We start from the raw sequence: 23,838 nt of genomic DNA, 5'->3' as shown, positions 1-23,838 counted from the left end.
TGGTTGTGATTATCGGTGTGGGGATCGACGTTGCCGAGATCGAGCGGTTCGGTGCCGCGCTGGAGCGCACGCCGGGCCTGGCCGGGCGGTTGTTCCTCGACGCGGAGCTGACCCTGCCGGGCGGCGAGCGGCGCGGGACCGCCTCGCTCGCCGCCCGGTTCGCCGCCAAGGAGGCGCTCGCCAAGGCGCTCGGCGCGCCCGCCGGGCTGCTGTGGACCGACGCCGAGGTGTACGTGGAGGCCAGCGGACAGCCGCGGCTGCGGGTGTCGGGGACGGTCGAGGCGCGGGCGCTGGCGCTGGGCGTGAAGTCCTGGCACATCTCGCTCAGCCACGACGCGGGCATCGCCTCCGCGGTGGTGATCGCCGAGGGGTAGGGGTGTCTCGGGCCGTCTCCTTCCGCGGCCCGAGCGCCTTCTTCGGGCAGGCTGGTGCCATGCGTACTGCTTACAGCGTGGAGACCGTACGGGCCGCCGAGCACGAGCTGATGGCCCGGCTGCCCGAAGGCACCCTGATGCAGCGGGCGGCGGCCGGACTGGCCGCCGTCTGCGTCCGGTTGCTGCCCCGCGTGTACGGGTCCCGCGTGGTGCTGCTGGTCGGCCCGGGGGACAACGGCGGCGACACCCTCTACGCGGGCGCGAAGCTGGCCCGGCGCGGGGCCGGGGTGACGGCCGTCGCGATGGACCCGGAGCGGCTGCACGCGGGCGGACTGGCCGCGCTGCGGGCCGCCGGCGGGCGCCTGGGCGCGGCCGTGCCCGAGCGGGCCGACCTGGTGCTCGACGGGCTGGTCGGCATCGGCGGCCGGGGCGCACTGCGGCCGGCCGCGGCCGCGCTGGTGGAGCGGATCCCGGCAGGCGCGGTGGTGGTCGCCGTCGACCTGCCGAGCGGGGTGGACGCGGACACCGGGGAGGTGGCCGGAGCGGCCGTGACGGCGGACGTGACGGTGACCTTCGGGGCGTACAAGCCGGGGCTGCTGATCGACCCCGGGGCCTCCCGGGCGGGTGCGCTGCACCTGGTGGACATCGGGCTGGGCGAGGTGCTGCCGGCCCCCGAGGTGGAGGCCCTGCAGCACGCCGGCGTGGCGGGACTGCTGCCGGAGCCGACGGCGTCGAGCGACAAGTACCGGCGCGGCGTGCTCGGGGTCGTCGCCGGGTCCGCGCGCTACCCGGGCGCGGCGGTGCTCGCCGTGGCGGGGGCGCTGCGGGGCGGCGCGGGCGCGGTGCGCTACGTGGGACCGCCGGCGGTGGCCGACGCCGTACTGGCCCGCTACCCGGAGACGCTGATCGGGACCGGCCGGGTCCAGGCCTGGGTGGTCGGGCCGGGGCTGGGCGACGAGGGCGGCCCGGAGGTGCGGGAGGCGCTGGCGCAGCCGGTACCGGTGCTGGTGGACGCGGACGGGCTGCGCGGGCTGGACCCCGGGGAGCTGCGGGCCCGGGCGGCCCCGACCCTGCTGACCCCGCACGCGGGGGAGGCGGCGGCGCTGCTGGGGGTCGCCCGGGAGGCGGTCGAGGCGGGGCGGCTGGAGGCCGTGCGGGGGCTCGCGGAGCGGTACGGGGCGGTGACGCTGCTGAAGGGGTCGACGACCCTGATCGCCCCGGCCGGGCCCGGCCCCGTCCGGGTGAACCCGACCGGGACCCCGTGGCTGGCCACCGCGGGGAGCGGGGACGTGCTGTCCGGGCTGGCCGGGTCCCTGCTGGCGGCCGGGCTGCCGGCCGTGGACGCCGGGTCGGTGGCGGCGTACCTCCACGGCCTGGCGGCCCGCCTCACCGGCGGCCCCCTCCTGGCCCACCAGGTGGCCGAAGCCCTGCCCCGTGCCTGGCGCGAGGTCGCTCGTCGCTAGGGGTGCCTGCCCAGGGTGCGGCGCCGTTGCCGGGGGCCGGTCCCCGGACCCCCGCGCCTCAAACGCCGGCGAGGCTGATTTTGGCCTGGCCCTGCCTGTTCGGCCCGGTCGGCGGGGCTCTGAGAGACTGGGGGGGATGAACGAGACAGCCGCGCGCGTGTACGCCGAGATCGATCTTGACGCCGTCCGGGCGAACGTACGGGCCCTGCGCGAGCGGGCGCCCCGTTCCGCACTCATGGCCGTCGTCAAGGCGGACGCCTACGGGCACGGGGCCGTGGCCTGCGCCAAGGCCGCCCAGGAGGCCGGTGCGAGCTGGCTCGGGACCGCCACGCCCGAGGAGGCCCTCGCGCTGCGTGCCGCCGGGCTCGAAGGCCCCGTCCTGTGCTGGCTGTGGACCCCGGGCGGCCCCTGGCGGGAGGCCGTCGAGGCCGGTATCGACGTGTCCGTCAGCGCGCTGTGGGCCCTCGAAGAGGTACGGGCGGCCGCCCGCGCCGCCGGAATGACGGCCAGGATCCAGCTCAAGGCCGACACCGGCCTGGGCCGCAACGGCTGCCAGCCCGCCGACTGGGAGGCGCTGGTGACCGCGGCCGTCGCCGCCCAGTCCGAGGGGACCGTCCGCGTCACCGGAGTCTGGTCGCACTTCGCCTGCGCCGACGAACCGGGACACCCGTCCGTCCCGCTCCAGCTGACCGCCTTCCGCGACATGCTCGCGTACGCGGAGAAGGAGGGCGTCGAGCCCGAGGTCCGGCACATCGCCAACTCGCCGGCCACGCTCACCCTCCCCGAGTCCCACTTCGACCTGGTCCGCTGCGGCATCGCCGTCTACGGCGTCTCTCCCGCGCCCGAGCTCGGCACCCCCGCCCAGCTCGGACTGCGGCCCGCGATGGCGCTCAAGGCCTCCGTCGCGCTGGTCAAGAGCGTGCCGCCCGGGCACGGGGTCAGCTACGGGCACCACTACGTCACCGAGCGGGAGACCAGCCTCGCGCTGATCCCGGCGGGCTACGCCGACGGCGTCCCGCGCCACGCGTCCGAGCGCGGCCCGGTGCTCGTCGGGGGCCGCATCCACACGGTCGCCGGGCGCGTCGCCATGGACCAGTTCGTGGTCGACCTGGACGGGGACGAGGCCCATGTCGGCGACGAGGCAGTCCTCTTCGGGGACGCGGAGCGCGGCGAACCCACCGCCGAGGACTGGGCTCAAGCGGCGCATACGATCGCCTATGAGATCGTCACCCGTATCGGGGGCCGGGTCCCCCGCGTGTACCTCAACGGCTGAAACGGTGAGTGAGGGGTGGCGGCGTGAGTGAGAACTGGCGCAAGGCGGGCTGGGCCGGCGCCGCCATCGGCGTGATAGCCGCGGGAGCGGCGGCCGGGGTCGCGGTCGAACGGATCACCGTCGGCCGGGGCATGCGCATGAAGGCGCGCCTCGCGCTCGACTCGACCGCGGACTACGGATCCCTGCGCGGCGCCCCCGGCACCGCGCGGGCCGAGGACGGCACCGCGCTGTACTACGAGGTCGACGAGCTGCCCGAGGAGGGCAAGCGGCGCCGGCTGCGCCGCAGGGCTCCGATCCGCCCCACCGTGGTGTTCTGCCACGGCTACTGTCTCTCGCAGGACTCCTGGCACTTCCAGCGCGCCGCCCTGCGCGGCCTGGTCCGGGCCGTCTACTGGGACCAGCGCAGCCACGGCCGCAGCGCGCGCGGCCTGTCGCAGGCCGACGGCGAGCCGGTCACCTTCGAACAGCTCGGCCGCGACCTGAAGGCCGTCATCGACGCCGCCGCCCCCGAGGGCCCGCTGATCCTGGTCGGTCACTCCATGGGCGGGATGACCATCATGGGGCTGGCCCAGGAGTTCCCCGACCTGATCCGGGACCGGGTGGCCGGGGTGGCGCTGGTCGGCACCTCCAGCGGCCGGCTGGACGAGGTCACGTACGGGCTGCCCTCCCTGGGCTTCTCGACCGTACGGAGGCTGCTGCCCGGGGTGCTCAAGGCGCTCGGCTCCCAGGTGGAGCTGGTGGAGAAGGGCCGCCGGGCCACCGCCGACCTGTTCGCGGGCATGGTGAGGATGTACTCCTTCGCCTCGCGCGACGTCGATTCGGCCGTCGCCCGCTTCGCCGAGCGGCTCATCGAGGCCACGCCCATCGACGTGGTCGCGGAGTTCTACCCGGCCTTCCAGGCCCACGACAAGACGGCCGCGCTCCAGCGGTTCGCGGACATCCCGGTCACGATCATCGCCGGGGACGGCGACATGGTCACCCCGCCCGATCACAGCCAGGTCATCAAGGACGCGCTGCCCTCCGCGGAGCTGGTGGTCCTGGAGTCCGCCGGGCACCTGATGATGATGGAGCGTCCGGACACCGTGACCCGGCTGCTCACGGAGCTGCTCGCCCGCACCGGGACGGTGTCCGCAGCGGCTAACGTTGGCGGGCATGGAAGAAGTACCTGACACGGAAACGCACGTCACCGTCGGCTCGCCCGACGCCATGCAGGACCTCGGGCGCCGGATCGCCGGGCTGCTGCGCCCCGGCGACCTCGTCCTGCTGACCGGGGAGCTCGGCGCCGGGAAGACCACCCTGACCCGCGGCCTCGGCGAGGGCCTGGGCGTGCGCGGGGCCGTGACCTCGCCGACCTTCGTGATCGCCCGGGTCCACCCCTCGCTGACCGGCGGTCCGGCGCTGGTGCACGTGGACGCGTACCGCCTCGGCGGTGGGCTGGACGAGATGGAGGACCTGGACCTCGACGTCTCGCTGCCCGAGTCCGTCGTCGTCGTGGAGTGGGGCGACGGCAAGGTCGAGGAGCTGTCCGACGACCGGCTGCACGTGGTGATCCAACGGGCGGTGGGCCACGAGGAGGTCCTGGACGACGTGCGCGAGGTCGTGGTCCGCGGGATCGGCACCCGCTGGTCGGCCGGGGCGGGCCTGGAGAGCCTCGCGGGCGTGCTGGCGCAGGAGCAGGCGTAGCGCGGCGCGGCGAGAAACGTTCCGACAAGTCGTCGGGAAGATATTGCGCGGGCGGCGGGGCGCGTGGTCACATGGTACGGAGGGCTGGTTAGGCGTACCTAAGTGCGGGCTGGCCCCGGCCAGGAGGCAGCCATGTCGGCAACAGGAGCAGCGGGCGTACCCCGTCCGTCCGCCGTGTCCATGGGGGCGCTGCTCGCCGCGGGCGTCGCCGCCAGCGCCGTGTCCACCCCGCCCGCGCGCGAGCAGGCCACGGAGCCCGATCCCGTACGGGACGGGGCGCAGGGCGCGGAGGACGGAGAACGGGCCGCCCCGGAGTCCGAAGCGGCCTGAAGGTCTGGAACGGCCCGCAGGGGGCCTGCAGGGGCCGGAAACGGGTGACCGTCCTCGCGACGGAGTCCCCGTACGAGTGAATTCGGCGTGTCGCGGCCGGGCCTGCCGGGGCCCGTCGGCCGGTCGGCCGGATCAGGGAACGACGACGACCTTCGAGCCGATCGTCGCGAAGGCCCACATCGCGTCCCCGTCGGCGCGCAGCATGCGGACACCGCCGGTCTTCTTGGCCGGGTCGGGCGCCGGCAGGGTGTTGTCCACGCGGGCGCTGAAGCCGACCGTGACCCCCTGCGGACTCGCGAACCGGACGACGTGCTCGATCGGCACCCCGTCCGAGCCGGTCACCGAGCCGGTGCGGCCGCCCACCGTGTAACTGCCGGGCGCTGGGTGCACCGTGCTCGGCACGACCGCGAAGGACTTCGGCTCCCCGGAGGCTCCCACCAGCCACACGCGCTTGGCGCCCAGCGAGTACACGACGCGCACCCCGGTACCGGATCCGGCCGGGAGGGCCACCGGCTTCGCCGGGTCCGTCTTGGCGGGCCCGGAGTCGCTCGGAGCGGGCGCCGGGGTCTGCGCGGCGGCCTTCGGCGGGAGCGCGGGAGCGGAGGCGGAGGCCTGGTAGCCGAGGAAACCGACGACGGCGAGCGCCGCGACGGTGAGCCCGGCCACGATTCCCGAGCTGCTGCGTGCCACCTTGCTCCACCTCTCCGCATGGTCAGTCGATGCCAGTCGGACGCCGGGCGGACGATCACCACCTGACACCTGGTCCGAAGGTAGCAGCAGGGGTGCCCGCAGACCGGCCGCAAGGGCCGGGGGCCCCGGAGTCGTAGGCTGTTCGCGTGCTCTTGCTCGCTGTAGATACCGCCACGCCCGCCGTCACCGTCGCCCTGCACGACGGCGAGTCCGTCCTCGCCGAGTCGAACCAGGTCGACGCCCGCCGCCACGGGGAGCTCCTGCTGCCCGCCGTGGACAAGGTCCTCGCCGAGGCGGGGGTGAAGCTCGAAGCCGTCACCGGCATCGTCGTGGGCGTCGGCCCCGGCCCCTACACCGGACTGCGCGTCGGGCTCGTGACCGCGTCCACCTTCGCCTCCGTCCTCGGCGTGCCCGTCCACGGGCTGTGCACCCTCGACGGCCTGGCCTACGCGGCCGGGGCGGCCGGGATCGAGGGCCCCTTCGTCGTGGCCACCGACGCCCGCCGCAAGGAGGTCTACTGGGCCCGCTACGAGGACCCCCGCACCCGGGCCGGCGAGCCCGCGGTGGACCGGCCGGCCGACATCGCCGAGCGCGTCGCAGGCCTGCCCGCCGTCGGCCAGGGGGCGCAGCTGTACCCGGAGGTGTTCACGGACGCCCGGGCCCCCGAGCACCAGAGCGCCGGCGCACTGGCCGCCCTGGCCGCGCACCGGCTGGCGGCGGGGGAGCCGTTCGAGAACGCCGACGGCCTGCCGCCGACCCCGCTCTACCTGCGCCGCCCCGACGCCGAGGTGCCCAAGAACTACAAGGTGGTCACCCCGAAGTGACGGCCACCTCAGCAGTCGTCCTGCGCGAGATGCGCTGGTGGGACATCGAGCCGGTGCTGGAGCTGGAGCACGAGCTGTTCCCCGAGGACGCCTGGTCCGCCGGGATGTTCTGGTCCGAGCTCGCCCACGCCCGCGGCCCCGGCGCCACGCGCCGGTACCTCGTGGCGGAGGAGGCGGGCCGGCTGGTCGGCTACGCCGGGCTGGCCGCCGCCGGGGACCTGGCCGACGTACAGACCATCGCCGCGGCCCGCGACCAGTGGGGCACCGGGCTCGGCGCCCGGCTGCTGACCGAGCTGCTGCGCGCCGCCACCGCGTTCGAGTGCGCCGAGGTGCTGCTGGAGGTGCGGGTCGACAACGTCCGGGCCCAGAAGCTCTACGCACGCTTCGGCTTCGAGCCCATCGGCTTCAGACGCGGCTACTACCAGCCCGGCAACGTGGACGCCCTCGTGATGCGCCGCGTCTCCGATCCGGCGGCCCCCGCAGACCCGGCGGACCCCGATCCCGCACTCCCCGACTCCGCACACTCCGTACCCCTGCAAGGTGAGACGACCCATGGCTGACGAACCGCTCGTCCTCGGCATCGAGACCTCCTGCGACGAGACCGGCGTCGGCGTCGTCCGCGGCACCACGCTGCTCGCGGACGCCATCGCGTCGAGCGTCGACGAGCACGCCCGCTTCGGCGGGGTCGTGCCCGAGGTGGCCTCCCGCGCGCACCTGGAGGCGATGGTCCCCACCATCGAGCGCGCCCTGAAGGAGGCCGGGGTCAGCGCCCGCGACCTCGACGGCATCGCCGTCACCGCCGGCCCCGGCCTCGCGGGGGCCCTGCTGGTGGGCGTCTCCGCCGCCAAGGCCTACGCGTACGCGCTGGGCAAGCCGCTGTACGGCGTGAACCACCTGGCCTCGCACATCTGCGTCGACCAGCTGGAGCACGGGCCGCTGCCCGAGCCGACGATGGCGCTGCTGGTCTCCGGCGGGCACTCCTCGCTGCTGCTGGCCCCCGACATCACCTCCGACGTGCGGCCGCTCGGCGCGACCATCGACGACGCGGCGGGCGAGGCCTTCGACAAGATCGCGCGCGTCCTGCAGCTGGGCTTCCCCGGCGGTCCGGTCATCGACCGGCTCGCACGCGAGGGGGACCCGAAGGCGATCGCCTTCCCGCGCGGCCTGACGGGTCCGCGCGACGCCCCGTACGACTTCTCCTTCTCCGGGCTCAAGACCTCGGTCGCCCGCTGGATCGAGGCGAAGCGCAAGGCGGGCGAGGACGTGCCGGTGCGCGACGTGGCGGCCTCCTTCCAGGAGGCCGTGGTGGACGTGCTGACGCGCAAGGCGATCCGCGCGTGCAAGGACGAGGGCGTCGACCACCTGATGATCGGCGGCGGGGTCGCGGCCAACTCCCGGCTGCGCTCGCTCGCCCAGGAGCGCTGCGACGACGCGGGGATCATCCTGCGGGTGCCGCGGCCGGGCCTGTGCACGGACAACGGCGCGATGGTGGCGGCGCTGGGCGCGGAGATGGTCAAGCGGAACAGGGCCCCCTCGGACTGGGACCTGTCGGCGGACTCCTCGCTGCCGGTGACCGACCCGCACGTTCCCGGCCATTCCCACGGCCATTCCCACGGCCATTCCCACGGCCATTCTCACGGGGACGGCGACGGGGGCGGCGAGGCCGGGCACGGCCACGGACACGGTCATGCGCACGACCACGACCACGTGCACGAGCTGAGCAAGGACAACCTGTACTCGTGAGCACCATCGCGCTGATGTGGGAGGCCCGGGCCGTGCCCGGGCGGGCCAACGAGCTGCTGGAGTGGGCCCGTTCGCAGATCCTGGCCCAAGACCCGGTGCGGCGCGAGGTGTTCAGCGCCCCGCAGGACCGGGTGCTCGTCATCACCTGGTGGGAGACCGCCGAGGGGATCGGCGCCGAGCTTCCCGAACTGCCGGAGCCCGCAGCGGATTTGATCACGCGGGCGGTGCACCGCTGGCGCTTCGAATCCGTGGAGGTCGGGGAGCCGGGCGGAAGCTGAGTCCGCACCCGGCTGTCCTCCGGGTGCCGGGGCGTGCGGATATGGTCATGCGCATGCCCCGCCGTGACCTGCCGCCGCCGCCCCCTCCCGCGCACCTGCGCGCCTGGCTCGACGCGAACGCCGTACGGGCCGACCGCGCCCGTTTCCTGGGGGAGCTCGGGCGGCGCAGTCTGGGCTTCGGCCGGCTCCTGCTCCTCTGGGCGGTCTCGGCGGTCTTCGCCCTGGGCTGGTCCTTCGTCGGAATGGCCCTGATGGCCATCGAGACGCACGACCCGTTCGCGTACCTCTTCGGCCTGATCTTCGCCGTGCTCGGCGTGGGCGTGCTGATACCGGCCGGGTTCTGGTTCGCCTGGGGCGCCAAGCGGGACCGGCAGGTGCGCCGGCTGCTGTGCGCCTGGGCCGAGCTGGACCGGGATCCGCCCGTGGACGCCGCCGTACGCGCGCCCGGGCGCAGCCTGATCTGGCTGCTGGCCTCCTTCGCCCTGGGCGGGTTCGGGCTCTGGGTGACCTTCGGATCGGCGGCTTCGGCCCGGCCCGGAGCCGACACCTACGGAGAGGTCGCCTACACGATGGGCCTCGGCATGATCCTGTGGATCACCGCTCTGCTGGGCCTCGGCAAGGCGGGCGCGCACTACCGGTGGGCGCTGCGGGTCTTCGGGGGCGGGAGCGCGGGCGCGGGCCGGGGCGGGGTCCCGGGGGCCGGCGGACCGTCAGGGCCGGCCGGTCGGTGAGCCGATCAGCATCGAGGGGGCCCCGCCGACCCGGGTCAGGAACACCGTGGCGGAGTTCGGCCCCTGCGGCTTGACCTTCTTGCGCAGCTCCTCCGGCTCGATCGCCGAGCCGCGCTTCTTCACCGTGAGGATGCCGACCCCGCGCTCGCGCAGCAGCGCCTTGAGCTTCTTCAGCCCGAACGGCAGCACGTCGGTGATCTCGTACGAGGTCGCGTACGGGGTCTCGTGCAGTTCGTCCGCGGTGATGTACGCGATGGTCGGGTCGATCAGCCGGCCGCCCAGCTGCTCGGCGACCTCGGCGACGAGGTGGGCCCGGATCACGGCGCCGTCGGGCTCGTAGAGGTAGCGGCCGACGGGGCCTGCCTCGGGATCGGGCAGCGGGTCGGCGGTCGCCAGCGCGCGCGGACCGGGCAGCAGGGTGGCGCGGATCTCGCCCGGCGCCGTCCCGAACCACAGCACGGCCTCCTTCACGTCCCCCTGGTCGGAGATCCACTCGGCCTGCGCCTCGGCGGGCACCGCCTCGTGCGGGATCCCCGGGGCGATCTTGATGGCGGCGACCTTTGCGGCCCGGGCGGTGGCGATCGCCCAGGACAGCGGCGGCGAATAGGACTCCGGGTCGAAGATCCGGCCGCGCCCGCCCCGCCGGGCCGGGTCGATGAAGACGGCGTCGTAGCCCGCGGTGTCGACCTCCGTCACATCGGCCTCCCGGACCTCGATCAGGTCCGCCAGCCCCAGCGCCGCGGCATTGGCGCGGGCCACGGCGACGGTCAGCGGATCGTGGTCCACCGCCAGGACGCGGATGCCGAGCCGGGCCAGGGCGAGGGCGTCGCCGCCGATCCCGCAGCAGAGGTCCGCGAGGCTCCGTACGCCCAGGGCGGCGAGCCGCTCGGCGCGGTACGAGGCCACCGAGGCGCGGGTGGCCATCTCCCCGCCGCCGGGGGTGAAGTACATCCGGTGGGCGTCCTCGGCCCCGAACTTCGCGACCGCGCGCTGGCGCAGCCGGGCCTGTCCGAGGGCCGCGGAGACCAGCGCGGCGGGGTGCTCGCGGCGCAGCCGGGTGGCGACCGCGATCTCCTGGGCGGGGTCGTAGTCCCGGAGCGAGTCGAGGAGGGCGTGGCCCTCGGGGGCGAGGAGCGCGGCGAAGTCTTCGGGGGTCACGGGTCCATTGTCGGCCACGGTGGGCCACTCGGAGGAAGGTCGGATTCCCCTCGCGGTGTCGCCCGCGACGCGTGCGTGAAGGGTGTAAAGATCCCCAACTATGCAGCTAGTCCGACAAACGGAACATAAGACGCAACACGGTCACCGGATCGCGGCAGTCGCACGCGGCCGGTTGGGTACGGCCGCGATGGCCGCACTGCTCGTCGCCGCACTCGGCACGGGCTGCGGGGCCGGCGGATCCGAGACGCCGGACAAGGCGGCCAAGGCGAAGGCCGCGGCGGGCGCCGCGGGCGAGCAGGCCGGAGCGGCCGGCGCGCTCGGCACTTACGCCGAGAAGCTGAAGGCCCTCCAGCAGGCGCGGATCGTCGCCGCGAAGAAGTGGGGGCTGACCAAGCCGCCGCTCGTCGCTCCGCAAGCGCCCAAGCAGAAGCCGGAGATCACCACCCGCGACGGCTTCGAGGTCGAGGGCCAGGACGAGCTGCCCCCGGTCTTCACGACCGTCCCCACGGAGGAGAAGGTCGTCTTCCTGACGATCGACGACGGGGCCGAGAAGGACCCCGAGTTCCTGAAGATGATGCAGGAGCTGAAGCTCCCGTACACCGCCTTCCTGAGCGACTACCTGGTCCGGGACAACTACCCGTACTTCAAGGAGATGCAGGCGGCGGGCGTCACGCTGAACAACCACACGCTCAACCACCGCTACATGCCGGCGCTCTCGTACGAGAAGCAGCGCCAGGAGATCTGCGGGCAGCAGGACACGATCGAGAAGACGTTCGGCAAGCGTCCGACGCTCTTCCGGCCGCCGTACGGGAACTACAACGAGGACACGCTGCGCGCGGCCAAGTCCTGCGGGATCAAGGCCGTTCCGCTGTGGAACGAAGAGGCCTTCCCGAACCGGATGGACTGGCGGGAGTGGGACAAGGACCTGCATCCCGGCGACATCATCCTCACCCACTTCCGGGGCAAGGAAGACTGGAAGGGCAGCATGACTGACATGATCCGTCACGTCATGAAGACCGTCACGGACAAGGGGTACGCCGTGGCTCGCTTGGAGGACTACTTGTGAAGCACGCGCGCCGGTTGGTAGCCGGAACGCTGACGGCCGGCGCGCTCGCGCTGTCCCTGACGGGGTGCGGGGACAGCGTGGATCCCATCGAACGGATGGGACGCAAGGCCACGGAGACGAGGTCCACGCCGGCGCCCTCGGGGGCGGCCCCGGGGGCGGCCTCCCCGTCCGCCGCGGGCAGCGGCTCGGTGGCCGCGGCGGACGAGGCCTACAAGAAGTGGGGCCTCAGCGGCCCCCTCCAGTACGCGCCCAAGCCGGCCGTCAAACCCCAGATCCCGCCGGCCAAGGCGGGGCGGGTCCAGGTCGTCGACCGAATACCCGTCCCGGCGGACGACAAGGTCGTCTTCCTGACGTTCGACGACGGCGCGGAGAAGAACCCCGAGTTCCTGAAGATGGCCGCCGATCTGAAGCTGCCGATCAGCATGTTCCTGACGGACAACATCGCCTCGTCGGACTACGGCCACTTCGAAAAGCTCCGCGACAACGGCTCCGACAGCACGATAAACAACCACACCCTGACGCACCCGAATCTCCGGACCCTGTCCTTCGAGGCACAGAAGAAGGAGATATGCGGGCAGCAGGAACGCCTGGAGAAGCGCTTCGGCAAGCGGCCGACGCTCTTCCGCCCGCCATACGGCAATCACAACGACGACACCCTCAGGGCCGCGCACGAGTGCGGGATATCCCAGATCCTCCTGTGGCGCGTGTCGATGCAGATCAACAACTTCCAGTACGCCGAGGGATCCGCCCTGAAACCGGGTGACATCATCCTGGCCCACTTCCGCGGCCCCGCAGAGCTGAAGGGCACGACGGAGACCGAGATGACGACCCGGATGCTCCAGCGGATACAGGAGCAGGGCTACCGGATCGGCCGCGTGGAGGATTACCTGTAAGACGCGGTGGCGTGGGGCTCGGACCCGGCGAGGGGGGTGATCGTCGTCTCCGCCGGGCCCCGGGCGTCCGCCTCGCGTTGTCGTTCGGTGCTGTCGGAGATGCGCAGCAACAGGGCGATCATGATCCAGTTGGCCAGCAGGGACGAGCCGCCCGCGGCCAGGAAGGGCAGGGCCTTGCCCGTCAGGGGGATCAGCCCCGTGACGCCGCCCGCCACGATGAAGACCTGGAGGGCCAGGGCGGACGACAGGCCCACTGCCAGCAGCTTGCCGAACGGGTCGCGGGCGCCCAGCGCCATCCGCAGCCCGCGCTGCACGAGGAGCGCGTAGAGGATCAGGACGGCCATGACCCCGGCCAGGCCGAGCTCCTCGCCCACCGTCGTCAGGATGAAGTCGCTGCGGCCCGCGAACTTGATCAGCTCGGGATGGCCCATGCCGAGGCCCGTGCCGGAGATGCCGCCCGTGCCGAAGCTGAACAGCGCCTGCGCCGACTGGTCCGAGACGACGCCCGGCGGCCGGTCCTTCCAGTAGTACGACAGCGGGTTCAGCCAGGCGGCCACGCGCGCCTTGACGTGCGGCTCCGTCGTGCCCACGACGAAGGCGCCCGCCGAGGCCAGGACCAGACCGCAGACGATCCAGCTCGTGCGCTCGGTGGCCACGTAGAGCATGACCACGAAGACGCCGAAGAAGAGCAGCGAGGTGCCGAGGTCGCGCTCGAAGACCAGCACGAGCAGCGAGATGATCCACACCGTGATGAGCGGGCCGAGCTGGCGCATCGGCGGCAGCCGCATGCCCAGGAACTTGCGCCCCGACAGGGCCAGCGCGTCGCGGTGGATCACCAGGTAGCCCGCGAAGAAGACCGCGATCATGATCTTCACGAACTCGCCGGGCTGCACCGACAGCCCGCCGAACTTGATCCAGCGCTTCGCCCCGTAGGTGTCCGCACCGAAGAAGGCGGGCGCGATCAGGGCCACCAGCGCCACGACCATCGTGATGTAGATGAACCGCTGGAGCAGCCGGTGGTCGCGCAGGAGCGCCAGCACCGCGATGCAGGCCGCTACGCCGATCACCGTCCACATCAGCTGGCCGGGAGCCGTCGCCGGGGAGTTGTACCGCTCCAGGTACCCCTGGTCGAGGCGGTGCAGCAGCACCAGCCCCAGCCCGGTCAGCAGCAGGGCCAGCGGGAAGACCAGCGGATCCGCGTACGCCGCGAACCGGCGCACGGCCAGGTGCCCCACCAGCGCGAGCAGCGTCATGCTGACCACGAAGCCGGTGAGGCCGGGCGGCAGCTCGTCGTTCATCGCGAGGCCGGCGGCGACGTGGCCGGAAATGGTCACGGCGAGGACGAGGACGAGGAGCAGTGCTTCCGTGCGGCGGCGCGCGCCCGCCGAGGTCAGGGGTTTCAGTCCACGCACGGGACGCCGCCGCCGTCGATGGCGGGGGTTCCGCTGCTCTGGGAGGGTGCGGGCGCGGGGGCCGGTGCGGAGCTCCGGGACGGGCCCGGGGCGGATTCCTGCGGGGCCGGCGTGCCCGGTGAGGAGGGAGCGGTGCCAGGCGCGCTCGGGCTCGCAGAGGCCCCGGGCCCGATCCGCTCGGCTATGAACCGCTTTATCTTCATATCGTCTACGACGTTTATCTCCGCGCCATGGTTCCTGTCGAAGCGCTCGATGGGAAGGGTCACAAACTCCACGTTGCCCCCGGACAGGTTCTTCGCCTGCTTCACGAACGACAGCAGGTCCCATCCCCGATCGGTGACGACGTCCTGCTTCGCCGAGTCGATCAGCTTCATCAGCTTCACCGGATCGGTGAAGGTCCCGGCCTGGTTCAGCTTGTAGGTCGCCCCCGCCAGGAACGCCTGCTGCCGCTTCGTCCGGTCCAGGTCGCCCATGGTCAGACCCATCCGCTGACGGACGAAGGCCAGCGACTCCTGACCGTTGAGCGTGTGCCGCCCCGCCGAGAAGTCGGCCCCGGAGTTCTTGTCCTTCACCGCGTGGTTCAGACACACCGGTACGCCGCCCAGCGCGTCCGCCAGGTGGTAGAAACCGGCCAGGTTCAGCTCGGCGAAGTGGTCGATCGGCACCCCCAGGAAGGTGCGCACCGTCTCGATCTCCGCCTTGCGCCCCGCCTCGCGCCCCTCGCGCTCCAGCTGCCGCCGGTCCGTGACCCCCTTGGCGGCGAGCTGCTCCTCGACCTTGGCCTTCGCCCGCCCGTACGCCTCCTTGATCTTGGCCTTGCCGGTGAACCCGGGCACCCCGTGCAGGTCGACGAAGTCGTCGCGCGGCACCGAGAAGGCCTGCGCCCTGCCCCCGTCGCCGGGGACGTGCAGCAGGATCAGCGTGTTGGTGTTGTAGCCGCCGACCTCGGAGCTCGCGCCCGCGTGCAGCTTGTCGAGGATGGCCGGCGGGAGGTCCTCGCCGTTCTGGTCCCGGCGGCTGTCCAGACCCATCAGCAGGATGTTCGTATCGCCGAACTTCGACTTCTCGGCACCCTCCAGGGCCTTCGAGCTGCCGATGCTGGAGGCGAGGTCGTCGTACAGGTACCAGGCGGTCGCCCCCGCGAGCACCACCAGGGCGCAGCCGGAGGCCAGCAGGGTGCGGATGAGCCTGCGGCGGCGGGACACGGGCACCGGCGGCTTCTGTCCCCGGGGCTTCCTTCGGTGGGCGCTCATGCCTCCCGATGCTGGGGGAGCGGTGCTGAAGGAAACCTGAGGGTCCTGAGGACGCCTTCAGGGGCGGGTGCGGCGCCTCAGGTCCCGGCGGGGCCGGATCCGGCCGAGGCGGGCACGCGCAGCACCAGGCGGGCGCCGCCGCCTGCGGGCGCGGGGAGCGCGCTGACCTCGCCGCCGTGCGCCCGGGCGATCTCCCGGGCGATGGCCAGCCCCAGGCCGGTGCCGCCGCCGGCCCGGCTCCGGTCCGCGTCCAGCCGCACGAACCGCTCGAAGACCCGGTCGCGGTCGGTCTCCGGGATGCCCGGCCCGTCGTCCGTGACCTCCAGCAGCGCCCAGCCGTCCTCGGCCGAGGCCCGGACCACGACCCCGGTACGGGCGTACCGCAGCGCGTTGTCCACCAGGTTGGCCAGCGCCCGCTCCAGCCGCGCCGGATCCCCGGCGGCCGGTACGGGAGCCCGCGCGTCCAGCCGTAGCGCGACCCGGGGCTCCGGGCGCCGCGCCGCGTCCTCGGCGGCCAGCAGCGCGAGGTCCACCGGCTCGGTGCGCGGCGCCGGCCCGCCGTCCAGCCGGGCCAGCAGGAGCAGATCGGCCGCGATGCCCTGCAGCCGCTCGGTATCGGCCAGCGCGGCGGCCACCGACTCCCGGTCGGGGTCCCGCAGCGCCACCTCCAGCCGGGACCGGACGGCCGCGAGGGGGTTGCGCAGCTCGTGCGAGGCGTCGGCGGTGAACTGCCGCTGGCGGGCGTCGCTGCGCTCCAGCCGGTCGAGCGTCTCGTTGACCGTCCGGGCCAGCTGCGCGATCTCGTCGGCGCCGCCCGGGTCCGGGACCCGCCGGTCCAGCTCGCTCCCGGTGACCGCCGCCAGCCCGGTGCGGATCGCGGTGACCGGGCGCAGCGCATGGCCCGTCACCCACCAGGCCAGGGCCGCCGCGAAGGCGATCAGCGGAGGCGCACCGGCCAGCAACCCGAGCGCGACGGCCCGGTTGGCGTCGTCGACGTCGCCGAGCACGGTCGCGGCGTAGACGGTGTGCGGGTCGTGCGCCCCCGGCGGGCCGGGCGCGTCCACGGCGACCACCACGCGCCGCTGTGCGCCGGGGCGTGCGGGCGGCAGAACGGCCGACCGCATGTCCCGGCCGGGCGCGGGGCTCAGCTCCGTGAGCTCCGGAGTGTCCTTCAGGTCCCCGCTGGTGGCCACGACCGTCCCGGCCGCGTTCCGTACGAGGACCAGGTCGACCCCGTCCTCGGGCGCGGGCAGCCGGCCGGCGGCCGGGAGGCTCCCGGTGTCGTACTGGGCGGCCACCTTGCGCGCGGCGAGCTCGGTGCGGCCGGTGGTGTTCTCGATGAGGTTGGCGCGCAGCAGGGTGTACAGCCACAGCCCGCCGGCGGCCAGGACGGCGGCCATCGCGAGGGCGGCGGCCGCGGCGGCGCGTGCGCGGAGACTGCCGAGGCGCCGGGGCCGCGGCCTGGAGGGGGGCTCAGCCACCGTCCGGGGCCATCCGGTAGCCCGTGCCGTGCACGGTGAGGATCGAGCGGCGGCCGAAGGGGGCGTCGATCTTCCGGCGGAGCGAGGAGACGTAGACCTCGACGATGTTCGGGTCGATGCCGTGCGGGCCGTCCCAGACCTCGTCGAGGATGTCCTGCTTGGCGACGGCCCGGCCGGGCTGCTCCATCAGGCAGCCCAGCACGCCGAGCTCGCGGGCGGTCAGCTCGATCTCGTGCGTGCCGCGGCGGCAGCGGCGGCCCTGGGCGTCGAGCACGAGGTCCCCGGCCTGGAGGACGGCGGGCCGGGCGGTGGCGGTGCGGCGGGTCAGTGCTCGGAGGCGGGCGGCGAGGACGACGAAGGAGAACGGCTTCGTCAGGTAGTCGTCCGCGCCCGAGTCCAGCCCCTCGGCCTCGTCGTACTCGCCGTCCTTCGCGGTCAGCATCAGCACGGGGGTGGCGACGCCGTGGGAGCGCATCCGGGTGCAGATCTCGTAGCCCGAGAGGCCCGGGAGCATCAGGTCGAGGAGCACCACGTCGTACGGGCCTCCGGTGAGGGCCAGGTCCAGGCCGCGGTGGCCGTCGTGGGCGAGATCGACCCAGTGGCCGTCGGCGGAGAGGCCGCGCCGCAGTGAATCGGCGAGGCTGACTTCGTCTTCGACAACGAGGATCCGCATCCCCCAACCCTCACATACCGGGCGCCATTCCTTTTTGACGCGCCGCTCGCGCGGCTCGGCCCTGGCGGCCCTCCCCGGCTTCGCGCCGCTGCGCCGGCCTCCGACCGGCGGTGGCCCGGCGGGGGTGGTGGGCCCTGCGGGGCAAGTCCCCTACCCACCCTTCCACCGCTCCCAGGGCCGGCCCTGCCCCGGTCCTCAAACGCCGGACGGGCTGAAAGCGGGGCCCCGGGCTGCGCCCGGACCCCCTGGGGCTCCGCCCCAGACCCCGCGCCTCAAACGCCGGCGAGGCTGAAATCGGCAGCCCGAAAGCGGCGTGATCCCGGGCTCCGCCCCGGACCCCGGTCCTCAAACGCCGGACGGCTGAAATGCCCCCGGGCGGGCCGAGAAGCGGGTCCCGGGCTCCGCCCGGACCCCTGGGGCTCCGCCCCAGACTCCGCGCCTCAAACGCCGGCGCGGCTGAGATTGCCCCCGGTGGGGCTGGGGGCGGCGGCGCGGGTCGGGGACGGGGACGGGGTGGGGTGTCGGCCGGGACGTAAAGCGTGATTTGTGGCGCGAGAACACGCCGCGCCCTGTCGGAGTAGCGCGGGGGGCGCCTAAATCATGCAGTCCAGGCCGACACCCCACCCCGGCCCCGGCGCCGACCCACCCCCGCAGCACCCAGACCCCACCACAAACCAGCCCCGCCGGCGTTTGAGGCGCAGGGGTCCGGGGACTGGTCCCCGGCAGCGGCGCCGCGCGTCGAGGAGGCGAAACCAGCGGCGCGTATTGGCACTCCGCTTGACCGAGTGCTAATCCCCGGAATAGTCTCGCGTCTGGCACTCGCCCCTGGTGAGTGCCAACCCTGCGACAGTGGATCCGGCACCCGCGACGACGGATCGACAAGGTCGCCACCCAGACAGTTAACTCCGGATCTCCGAAGCGGAAGGTCAGATCGTGACGACCACCAGCTCCAAGGTTGCCATCAAGCCGCTCGAGGACCGCATTGTGGTCCAGCCGCTCGACGCCGAGCAGACCACGGCCTCTGGCCTGGTCATCCCGGACACCGCGAAGGAGAAGCCCCAGGAGGGCGTCGTCCTCGCGGTGGGCCCGGGTCGCTTCGAGGACGGCCAGCGTCTCCCGCTGGACGTCACCGTCGGCGACGTCGTCCTGTACTCCAAGTACGGCGGCACCGAGGTGAAGTACAACGGCGAGGAGTACCTCGTCCTCTCGGCCCGCGACGTGCTCGCGATCGTCGAGAAGTAATCACTTCTCCAGTTTTGCTTTGAGCTACGCCCCTGGTCACCCCTGCTGATGCCGGGCGGCGAGGGGCGTAGCTCGTTCTAGACAGGCGGTCGCGGTGAGCGGCCGGGGATAGCAACGAGAGGGCTGAACCGCTCCCATGCCGAAGATTCTCAAGTTTGACGAGGACGCCCGTCGCGCCCTTGAGCGTGGCGTCAACAAGCTTGCCGACACCGTGAAGGTGACGATCGGTCCCAAGGGCCGCAACGTCGTCATCGACAAGAAGTTCGGTGCTCCCACCATCACGAACGACGGTGTCACCATCGCGCGTGAGGTCGAGCTCGACGACCCGTACGAGAACCTTGGCGCGCAGCTCGTCAAGGAGGTCGCGACCAAGACCAACGACGTCGCGGGTGACGGCACCACCACCGCCACCGTCCTGGCGCAGGCGCTGGTCCGCGAGGGCCTGCGCAACGTCGCCGCGGGTGCTTCCCCGGCCGCCCTGAAGAAGGGCATCGACGCCGCGGTCAAGGCCGTCTCCGACGAGCTCCTGGCGACCGCCCGTCCGATCGAGGACAAGTCCGACATCGCCGCCGTGGCCGCGCTCTCCGCGCAGGACCAGCAGGTCGGTGACCTCATCGCCGAGGCGATGGACAAGGTCGGCAAGGACGGTGTCATCACCGTCGAGGAGTCCAACGCCTTCGGCCTGGAGCTCGAGTTCACCGAGGGCATGGCCTTCGACAAGGGCTACCTGTCCCCGTACATGGTCTCCGACCAGGAGCGTATGGAGGCCATCCTCGATGACCCGTACATCCTGATCAACCAGGGCAAGATCTCCTCCATCCAGGACCTCCTGCCGCTGCTCGAGAAGGTCATCCAGGCCGGCGCCTCCAAGCCGCTCCTGATCATCGCCGAGGACGTCGAGGGCGAGGCGCTCTCCACCCTCGTCGTCAACAAGATCCGTGGCACCTTCAACGCCGTCGCCGTCAAGGCGCCAGGCTTCGGTGACCGCCGCAAGGCGATGCTCCAGGACATGGCCACCCTCACCGGTGCCACCGTCATCGCCGAGGAGGTCGGCCTCAAGCTCGACCAGGCCGGTCTGGACGTACTGGGCTCCGCCCGCCGCGTCACGATCTCCAAGGACAGCACCACCATCGTCGACGGTGGCGGCTCTTCCGACGAGGTCCTCGGCCGCGTCAACCAGATCAAGGCCGAGATCGAGTCCACCGACTCGGACTGGGACCGCGAGAAGCTGCAGGAGCGCCTGGCGAAGCTCGCCGGCGGCGTCTGCGTCATCAAGGTCGGCGCCGCCACCGAGGTGGAGCTCAAGGAGAAGAAGCACCGTCTCGAGGACGCCATCTCGGCGACCCGCGCCGCGGTCGAGGAGGGCATCGTCTCCGGCGGTGGCTCCGCTCTCGTCCACGCCGTGAAGGTGCTGGAAGGCAACCTGGGCCTGTCGGGCGACGAGGCCACCGGTGTCGCGGTCGTGCGCCGCGCCGCCGTCGAGCCGCTGCGCTGGATCGCCGAGAACGCCGGCCTCGAGGGCTACGTCATCACCTCGAAGGTCGCCGAGCTCGAGAAGGGCCAGGGCTTCAACGCCGCCACCGGCGAGTACGGCGACCTGGTCAAGGCCGGCGTCATCGACCCGGTCAAGGTCACCCGCTCCGCGCTGGAGAACGCCGCTTCCATCGCGTCCCTGCTGCTCACGACCGAGACCCTGGTCGTCGAGAAGCCGGCCGACGACGAGGGCGACGCCGGTCACGGCCACGGTGGCCACGGCCACAGCCACTGACCTCGCCAGCAGGCAGTAAGCAGTAAGCAGTAAGCACGGAAAAGCCCCGGTCACCGCTGCCAAGCGGTGGTGACCGGGGCTTTCCCGTGTGTGCCGTGCGCCGTCTGCCGTACGGCTACATCGCGCCCATGTCCTTCATCAGGCGCATGGCGTCGTAGTGCCACCAGCCTTCCTTGATCATGCCGTCCTCGCACCGGAAGACCGTGGTGCCGGTCATCGTGCAGGTCTTGCCGGTCGGGGCGATCCCCATGAACTCGCCCTTGTGGGTGCCGGTCCAGGTCCACAGGGTCGTGACGTGGTCGTCCTGTGCCATCTGGGCGTCGCGGGTGAAGCTGAAGTCGAAGGCGCTGCGCCACGTCGTGACGTCCTCGCGGATGCCCTCCGGGCCCATCTTGTCGACGGGGTTGCTGATGTCGTGGTCGTGGTAGTCGGCCGCGAAGACCTCCTCGACGACGGACAGGTCGCCCTTCATCGCGATCTCGTCGAAGAAGCGGTTCACGAGCATGGCGTTGAGGTGCTCGTCCCGTACGACGTCCAGGTTGGTGAACTTGGGCATTCCTTCGCAGAGCGCCACCATCTCCTGGAACATCCGGTCGGTCTCCGGGAGTTGAGAGTTCTTCATGGCGGCTTCGTACGACGGGAATTCGACGACGTCGACGTAGTGGGTCTTGGATTCGCGGTCCTGTGCGAGGCGGCTGGCGAGCACCGTGCGCCTGCCCTGCGTCTGCTCCACGTAGCGGTCGAGGAGATCGTTGACCGCCTCGGGCTGGGTGGTTTCGTAATCGACTATCTGTACGAATGTCATGGCGACTCCCGCGCTGGATGGGACACATTCAGTCTAGGGAGATTTCACCCATATGCCTCGTTTACCCACTGGTCACCGCACAGCCCGGTGACTACGGACCCGCGGTCCGGCTACTGGGGCCCGTACTTGCGCCCCGTGCGCGAGGACACTCCGCCCAGCAGCCCCCGCGGGGCCACCTTCACCAGGCCCATCAGCGCCTTGTACCGCGGGTCCGGGATCGACACCGTCTTCCCCCGCGCCAGATCGGCCAGGGCGGCCGCCACCAGCTTGTCGGCGTCGAGCCACATCCAGCCGGGGATGTTGTCCGTGCCCATGCCGGCCCGCTCGTGGAACTCGGTGCGCACGAAGCCCGGGCACAGCGCCATCAGCCGGACGCCCGAGCCGGCCAGGTCCTTGGCCGCGCCCTGGGTGAACTGCACGACCCAGGCCTTGCTCGCCCCGTAGGTGCCGCGCGGCAGGAAGGCGGCCACCGAGGCCACGTTGATCACGCCGCCGCGCCCGCGCGAGCGCATCGGCTCCACGGCCGCCGAGGTCAGCCGCAGCACCGCCTCGATGTGGACCTTCAGCATGGTCAGCTCGTCGGCCATGGAGACTTCGAGGTAGCGGCCCTTGTTGCCGAAGCCCGCGTTGTTCACCAGCAGGTCCACCGGGTGCTTGCGGTCGGCGAGGCGTTCCTCGACGGCCGCGATGCCGTCCTCGGTGGAGAGGTCCGCGGCCAGCACCTCGGCCTCGATCCCGTGCCGGTCGTGCAGCTCGGTGGCCTGCTCGCCGAGCCGCTTGGTGTCCCGGGCCACCAGGACGAGGTTGTGGCCCTCGGCGGCGAGCCGCCGGGCGAAGGCGGCGCCGATGCCCGCCGTGGATCCCGTAATCAACGCAGTCGTCATAGGCGCAACCTAGTCGCCCTGCTTCCCGTACTTCTCCACGTGGGCCAGCGCCTTGTCCCGAGCCTCCGGCTCCAGGGCGTCGCCCGCCGCCAGTGTGCGCGGCAGCAGCTCCCGCTCGGTGGTGAAGGCGCGGAACCAGAACTCCACCGTCACCTCGTGGTCCGGGCGGTGCACGATCTCGATGGTGTCGCCGGGGGAGACCGCGCCCTCCTGGAGGACCCGCAGGTAGGCGCCCGGCCGGGCTTCCTGGGTGAACCGCTTGACCCACGCCTTCTCGCCGAGCATCCCCTGGAAGGTCCGGCACGGGATGCGGGCCGAGGCCACCTCCAGGAGCAGGTCGGGGCCGACCCGCCAGCGCTCGCCGAGCAGCGCGCCGTTCACGTCGAGGCCGGAGGTGGTGAAGTTCTCGCCGAAGATCCCGCCGGGCAGTTCGCGGCCGAGCTCGCGCTCCCACCACTCCAGGTCCTCGCGGGCGTACGCGTACACGGCCTGGTGGTCCCCGCCGTGATGGCGCAGATGGCAGACGTCGTCCCCTTCGACGCCGCTCGCACCGATGCCCTTGGGGCCCGGCGCGAAGACCCGTACGGGGCCCGGCGCGGGGATCTTGCCGTGACCGGTCAGCCCGTCCGGGGCGTCGGTGTAGTCGACGGCCGTCGCGCGGCCGAGGTTCACGGAGATCAGATGCATGGCCCCACGCTAGCCGAACCACCTCAAAGGCGGCCGGGGGTTATTGGCGTCTATGTCAAAGCACCCCTTATGCTCGAAGGGTGATCGAGGCACGCCATCTCCGAGTTCTGCGCGCTGTCGCCGGAACCGGGTCCTTCTCCGCCGCCGCCCGCGAGCTCGGCTGCACCCAGCCGGCCGTCTCCCAGCAGATGAAGGCGCTGGAGCAGTCCGCCGGCACCCCGCTGCTGATCCGCACCGGGCGCGAAATGCGCCTCACCCAGGCCGGTGAGGCGTTGGTCCGGCATGCCGCCGGGATCCTCGCCGGGCTGACGGCCGCCGAGGAGGAGGTCGCGGCCATCGCCGGGCTGCGCGCCGGCCGGGTCCGGCTGGTCTCCTTCCCCAGCGGCAGTTCCACCCTGGTGCCGACCGCGCTCGCGGCGATGCGCGCCGAGCATCCCGGGACCCGGATCTCGCTGGTCGAGGCGGAGCCTCCGCGTTCGGTGGAGATGCTGCGCGAGGGGGACTGCGATCTCGCGCTGGCCTTCCGCTACGGCGGTGCCTCCGGCTCGGCGGCCGAGTGGGAGGACCTCGTGGTCCGGCCGCTGCTGACCGACCGGCTCGTCGGACTGGTTCCCGAGGGGCACCGGCTGGCGGGGGCGGAGCGGGTGGGCATGGCGGAGCTGGCCGACGAGCCCTGGATCGCGGGCTGTCCGCGCTGCCGCCGCCATCTGGTGGAGGTGTGCGAGGCAGCCGGCTTCACCCCGCGCATCGACTTCGCGACCGACGACTACCCGGCCGTGGTCGGCCTGGTCGGGGCCGGGCTCGGGGTCGCGGTGCTGCCGGAGCTCGCGGTGGAGTCCGTACGGGCCAAGGGCGTGAGCACGCTCGCCGTGGAACCGGCCGTCGAGCGGGAGGTCGTCGCACTGACCCTGCCCGACCTGGCGCGGGTCCCGGCGGTGGCCGCGACCCTGACCCAGCTTGAGCGGGCCGCCCGGCGCTGACGGCCCGGTCCGGCACCGGAGCGCCGACACCCGAGCACCGACACCGGAGCGCCGACACCCGAGCACCGACACCGGAGCACCGGCGCCGGGCGGGCGCCACCCGAAGGACCGTACGGCGGTACGGCCGGTCGGGTGGCAGCCCGGTCC

Annotated in this window: 25 protein-coding genes; 16 read left to right on the top strand and 9 right to left on the bottom strand. The window is 72.7% G+C overall.

Annotation, left to right across the window (positions count from 1 at the left end; genetic code table 11):
* Positions 1-5 precede the first annotated feature (5 nt).
* From OG898_RS08020 to OG898_RS07995, 6 genes are all read left to right on the top strand, one after another.
* Entirely contained in the window at positions 6-374 is a 369-nt protein-coding gene (locus OG898_RS08020) for a holo-ACP synthase (protein WP_250751491.1), read from the top strand.
* 59 nt (positions 375-433) lie between these two features.
* Complete coding sequence (locus tag OG898_RS08015) at positions 434-1,837, top strand: NAD(P)H-hydrate dehydratase (protein WP_250751494.1); 1,404 nt, start codon at positions 434-436, stop codon at positions 1,835-1,837.
* A gap of 136 nt (positions 1,838-1,973) precedes the next feature.
* Positions 1,974-3,110 (top strand): alanine racemase, encoded by a 1,137-nt coding sequence (gene alr, locus OG898_RS08010; protein WP_250751497.1) that lies wholly within the window; start codon positions 1,974-1,976, stop codon positions 3,108-3,110.
* Between the two features lie 23 nt (positions 3,111-3,133).
* Complete coding sequence (locus OG898_RS08005) at positions 3,134-4,279, top strand: alpha/beta fold hydrolase (protein WP_250751500.1); 1,146 nt, start codon at positions 3,134-3,136, stop codon at positions 4,277-4,279.
* Positions 4,263-4,793, top strand: a complete 531-nt coding sequence (gene tsaE, locus OG898_RS08000) for a tRNA (adenosine(37)-N6)-threonylcarbamoyltransferase complex ATPase subunit type 1 TsaE (protein WP_250751512.1) — start codon at positions 4,263-4,265, stop codon at positions 4,791-4,793. The genes OG898_RS08005 and tsaE overlap by 17 nt, the downstream gene beginning before the upstream one ends.
* A 132-nt stretch (positions 4,794-4,925) precedes the next feature.
* Positions 4,926-5,123, top strand: coding sequence for a hypothetical protein (locus tag OG898_RS07995; protein ID WP_266955862.1), 198 nt, complete (start codon positions 4,926-4,928; stop codon positions 5,121-5,123).
* 132 nt (positions 5,124-5,255) lie between these two features.
* On the opposite strand, the gene OG898_RS07990 is transcribed toward OG898_RS07995, so the two are convergent.
* Entirely contained in the window at positions 5,256-5,813 is a 558-nt protein-coding gene (locus OG898_RS07990) for a hypothetical protein (protein WP_250751519.1), read from the bottom strand.
* A gap of 146 nt (positions 5,814-5,959) precedes the next feature.
* Here OG898_RS07990 and tsaB point away from each other — a divergent pair, with 146 nt between their 5' ends.
* From tsaB to OG898_RS07965, 5 genes are read left to right on the top strand one after another with little or no spacing between them, the layout of a single operon-like run.
* On the top strand, positions 5,960-6,637 hold the full coding sequence (tsaB, locus tag OG898_RS07985) for a tRNA (adenosine(37)-N6)-threonylcarbamoyltransferase complex dimerization subunit type 1 TsaB (protein WP_250751522.1): 678 nt from the start codon (positions 5,960-5,962) through the stop codon (positions 6,635-6,637).
* A gap of 29 nt (positions 6,638-6,666) precedes the next feature.
* Complete coding sequence (gene rimI, locus OG898_RS07980) at positions 6,667-7,197, top strand: ribosomal protein S18-alanine N-acetyltransferase (RefSeq protein ID WP_250751549.1); 531 nt, start codon at positions 6,667-6,669, stop codon at positions 7,195-7,197.
* Entirely contained in the window at positions 7,190-8,380 is a 1,191-nt protein-coding gene (gene tsaD / locus OG898_RS07975; protein ID WP_266955859.1) for a tRNA (adenosine(37)-N6)-threonylcarbamoyltransferase complex transferase subunit TsaD, read from the top strand. The genes rimI and tsaD overlap by 8 nt, the downstream gene beginning before the upstream one ends.
* Complete coding sequence (locus OG898_RS07970) at positions 8,377-8,658, top strand: hypothetical protein (protein ID WP_250751529.1); 282 nt, start codon at positions 8,377-8,379, stop codon at positions 8,656-8,658. The genes tsaD and OG898_RS07970 overlap by 4 nt, the downstream gene beginning before the upstream one ends.
* Positions 8,659-8,711: 53 nt before the next feature.
* The gene (locus OG898_RS07965) at positions 8,712-9,389 is read left to right on the top strand and encodes a hypothetical protein (protein WP_250751531.1); all 678 of its coding nucleotides are present in this window, start codon (positions 8,712-8,714) and stop codon (positions 9,387-9,389) included.
* Here OG898_RS07965 and OG898_RS07960 read toward each other — a convergent pair.
* A complete protein-coding gene (locus tag OG898_RS07960; protein ID WP_250751533.1) occupies positions 9,369-10,547 on the bottom strand; it encodes a methyltransferase domain-containing protein in 1,179 nt (392 codons plus the stop codon). The two genes, OG898_RS07965 and OG898_RS07960, sit on opposite strands and share 21 nt — an antisense overlap.
* A gap of 187 nt (positions 10,548-10,734) precedes the next feature.
* Between OG898_RS07960 and OG898_RS07955 the strand changes: the two genes are divergently transcribed.
* Positions 10,735-11,613, top strand: a complete 879-nt coding sequence (locus OG898_RS07955) for a polysaccharide deacetylase family protein (protein ID WP_250751535.1) — start codon at positions 10,735-10,737, stop codon at positions 11,611-11,613.
* A 95-nt stretch (positions 11,614-11,708) separates the two neighbouring features.
* Entirely contained in the window at positions 11,709-12,506 is a 798-nt protein-coding gene (locus OG898_RS07950) for a polysaccharide deacetylase family protein (protein ID WP_308313619.1), read from the top strand.
* On the opposite strand, the gene OG898_RS07945 is transcribed toward OG898_RS07950, so the two are convergent.
* The 4 genes from OG898_RS07945 to OG898_RS07930 all read right to left on the bottom strand — a co-directional run bounded on the left by OG898_RS07945 (position 12,497) and on the right by OG898_RS07930 (position 17,325).
* On the bottom strand, positions 12,497-13,918 hold the full coding sequence (locus OG898_RS07945) for an FtsW/RodA/SpoVE family cell cycle protein (RefSeq protein WP_250751537.1): 1,422 nt from the start codon (positions 13,916-13,918) through the stop codon (positions 12,497-12,499). The genes OG898_RS07950 and OG898_RS07945 overlap by 10 nt on opposite strands.
* The gene (locus OG898_RS07940) at positions 13,906-15,171 is read right to left on the bottom strand and encodes an LCP family protein (protein ID WP_266955854.1); all 1,266 of its coding nucleotides are present in this window, start codon (positions 15,169-15,171) and stop codon (positions 13,906-13,908) included. Before OG898_RS07940 ends, OG898_RS07945 begins: the two co-directional genes overlap by 13 nt.
* Before the next feature lie 77 nt (positions 15,172-15,248).
* A complete protein-coding gene (locus tag OG898_RS07935) occupies positions 15,249-16,652 on the bottom strand; it encodes a HAMP domain-containing sensor histidine kinase (RefSeq protein WP_266955852.1) in 1,404 nt (467 codons plus the stop codon).
* A complete protein-coding gene (locus OG898_RS07930; protein WP_250751545.1) occupies positions 16,645-17,325 on the bottom strand; it encodes a response regulator transcription factor in 681 nt (226 codons plus the stop codon). Before OG898_RS07930 ends, OG898_RS07935 begins: the two co-directional genes overlap by 8 nt.
* 933 nt (positions 17,326-18,258) lie before the next feature.
* On the opposite strand from OG898_RS07930, the gene groES reads away from it, so the two are divergent.
* A complete protein-coding gene (groES, locus tag OG898_RS07925) occupies positions 18,259-18,567 on the top strand; it encodes a co-chaperone GroES (RefSeq protein WP_008739621.1) in 309 nt (102 codons plus the stop codon).
* Positions 18,568-18,703: 136 nt separating this feature from the next.
* Positions 18,704-20,335, top strand: coding sequence for a chaperonin GroEL (gene groL, locus OG898_RS07920; RefSeq protein WP_250744124.1), 1,632 nt, complete (start codon positions 18,704-18,706; stop codon positions 20,333-20,335).
* Positions 20,336-20,450: 115 nt separating this feature from the next.
* Here groL and OG898_RS07915 read toward each other — a convergent pair whose 3' ends face one another.
* The 3 genes from OG898_RS07915 to OG898_RS07905 all read right to left on the bottom strand — a co-directional run bounded on the left by OG898_RS07915 (position 20,451) and on the right by OG898_RS07905 (position 22,711).
* Entirely contained in the window at positions 20,451-21,140 is a 690-nt protein-coding gene (locus OG898_RS07915; RefSeq protein ID WP_250744123.1) for an ester cyclase, read from the bottom strand.
* Positions 21,141-21,250: 110 nt separating this feature from the next.
* Entirely contained in the window at positions 21,251-22,024 is a 774-nt protein-coding gene (locus tag OG898_RS07910) for an SDR family oxidoreductase (RefSeq protein ID WP_250744122.1), read from the bottom strand.
* A 9-nt stretch (positions 22,025-22,033) separates the two neighbouring features.
* Positions 22,034-22,711: an MOSC domain-containing protein gene (locus OG898_RS07905; protein WP_250744121.1), complete on the bottom strand. Its 678-nt coding sequence runs from the start codon at positions 22,709-22,711 to the stop codon at positions 22,034-22,036.
* Between the two features lie 80 nt (positions 22,712-22,791).
* On the opposite strand from OG898_RS07905, the gene OG898_RS07900 reads away from it, so the two are divergent.
* The gene (locus tag OG898_RS07900) at positions 22,792-23,691 is read left to right on the top strand and encodes a LysR family transcriptional regulator (protein WP_250744120.1); all 900 of its coding nucleotides are present in this window, start codon (positions 22,792-22,794) and stop codon (positions 23,689-23,691) included.
* The last annotated feature ends 147 nt before the right edge of the window (positions 23,692-23,838 follow it).

Source organism: Streptomyces sp. NBC_00193, from assembly GCF_026342735.1.
Lineage (GTDB): Bacteria > Actinomycetota > Actinomycetes > Streptomycetales > Streptomycetaceae > Streptomyces > Streptomyces stoeckheimensis.
This window is presented reverse-complemented; position numbering and strand designations above follow the sequence as displayed.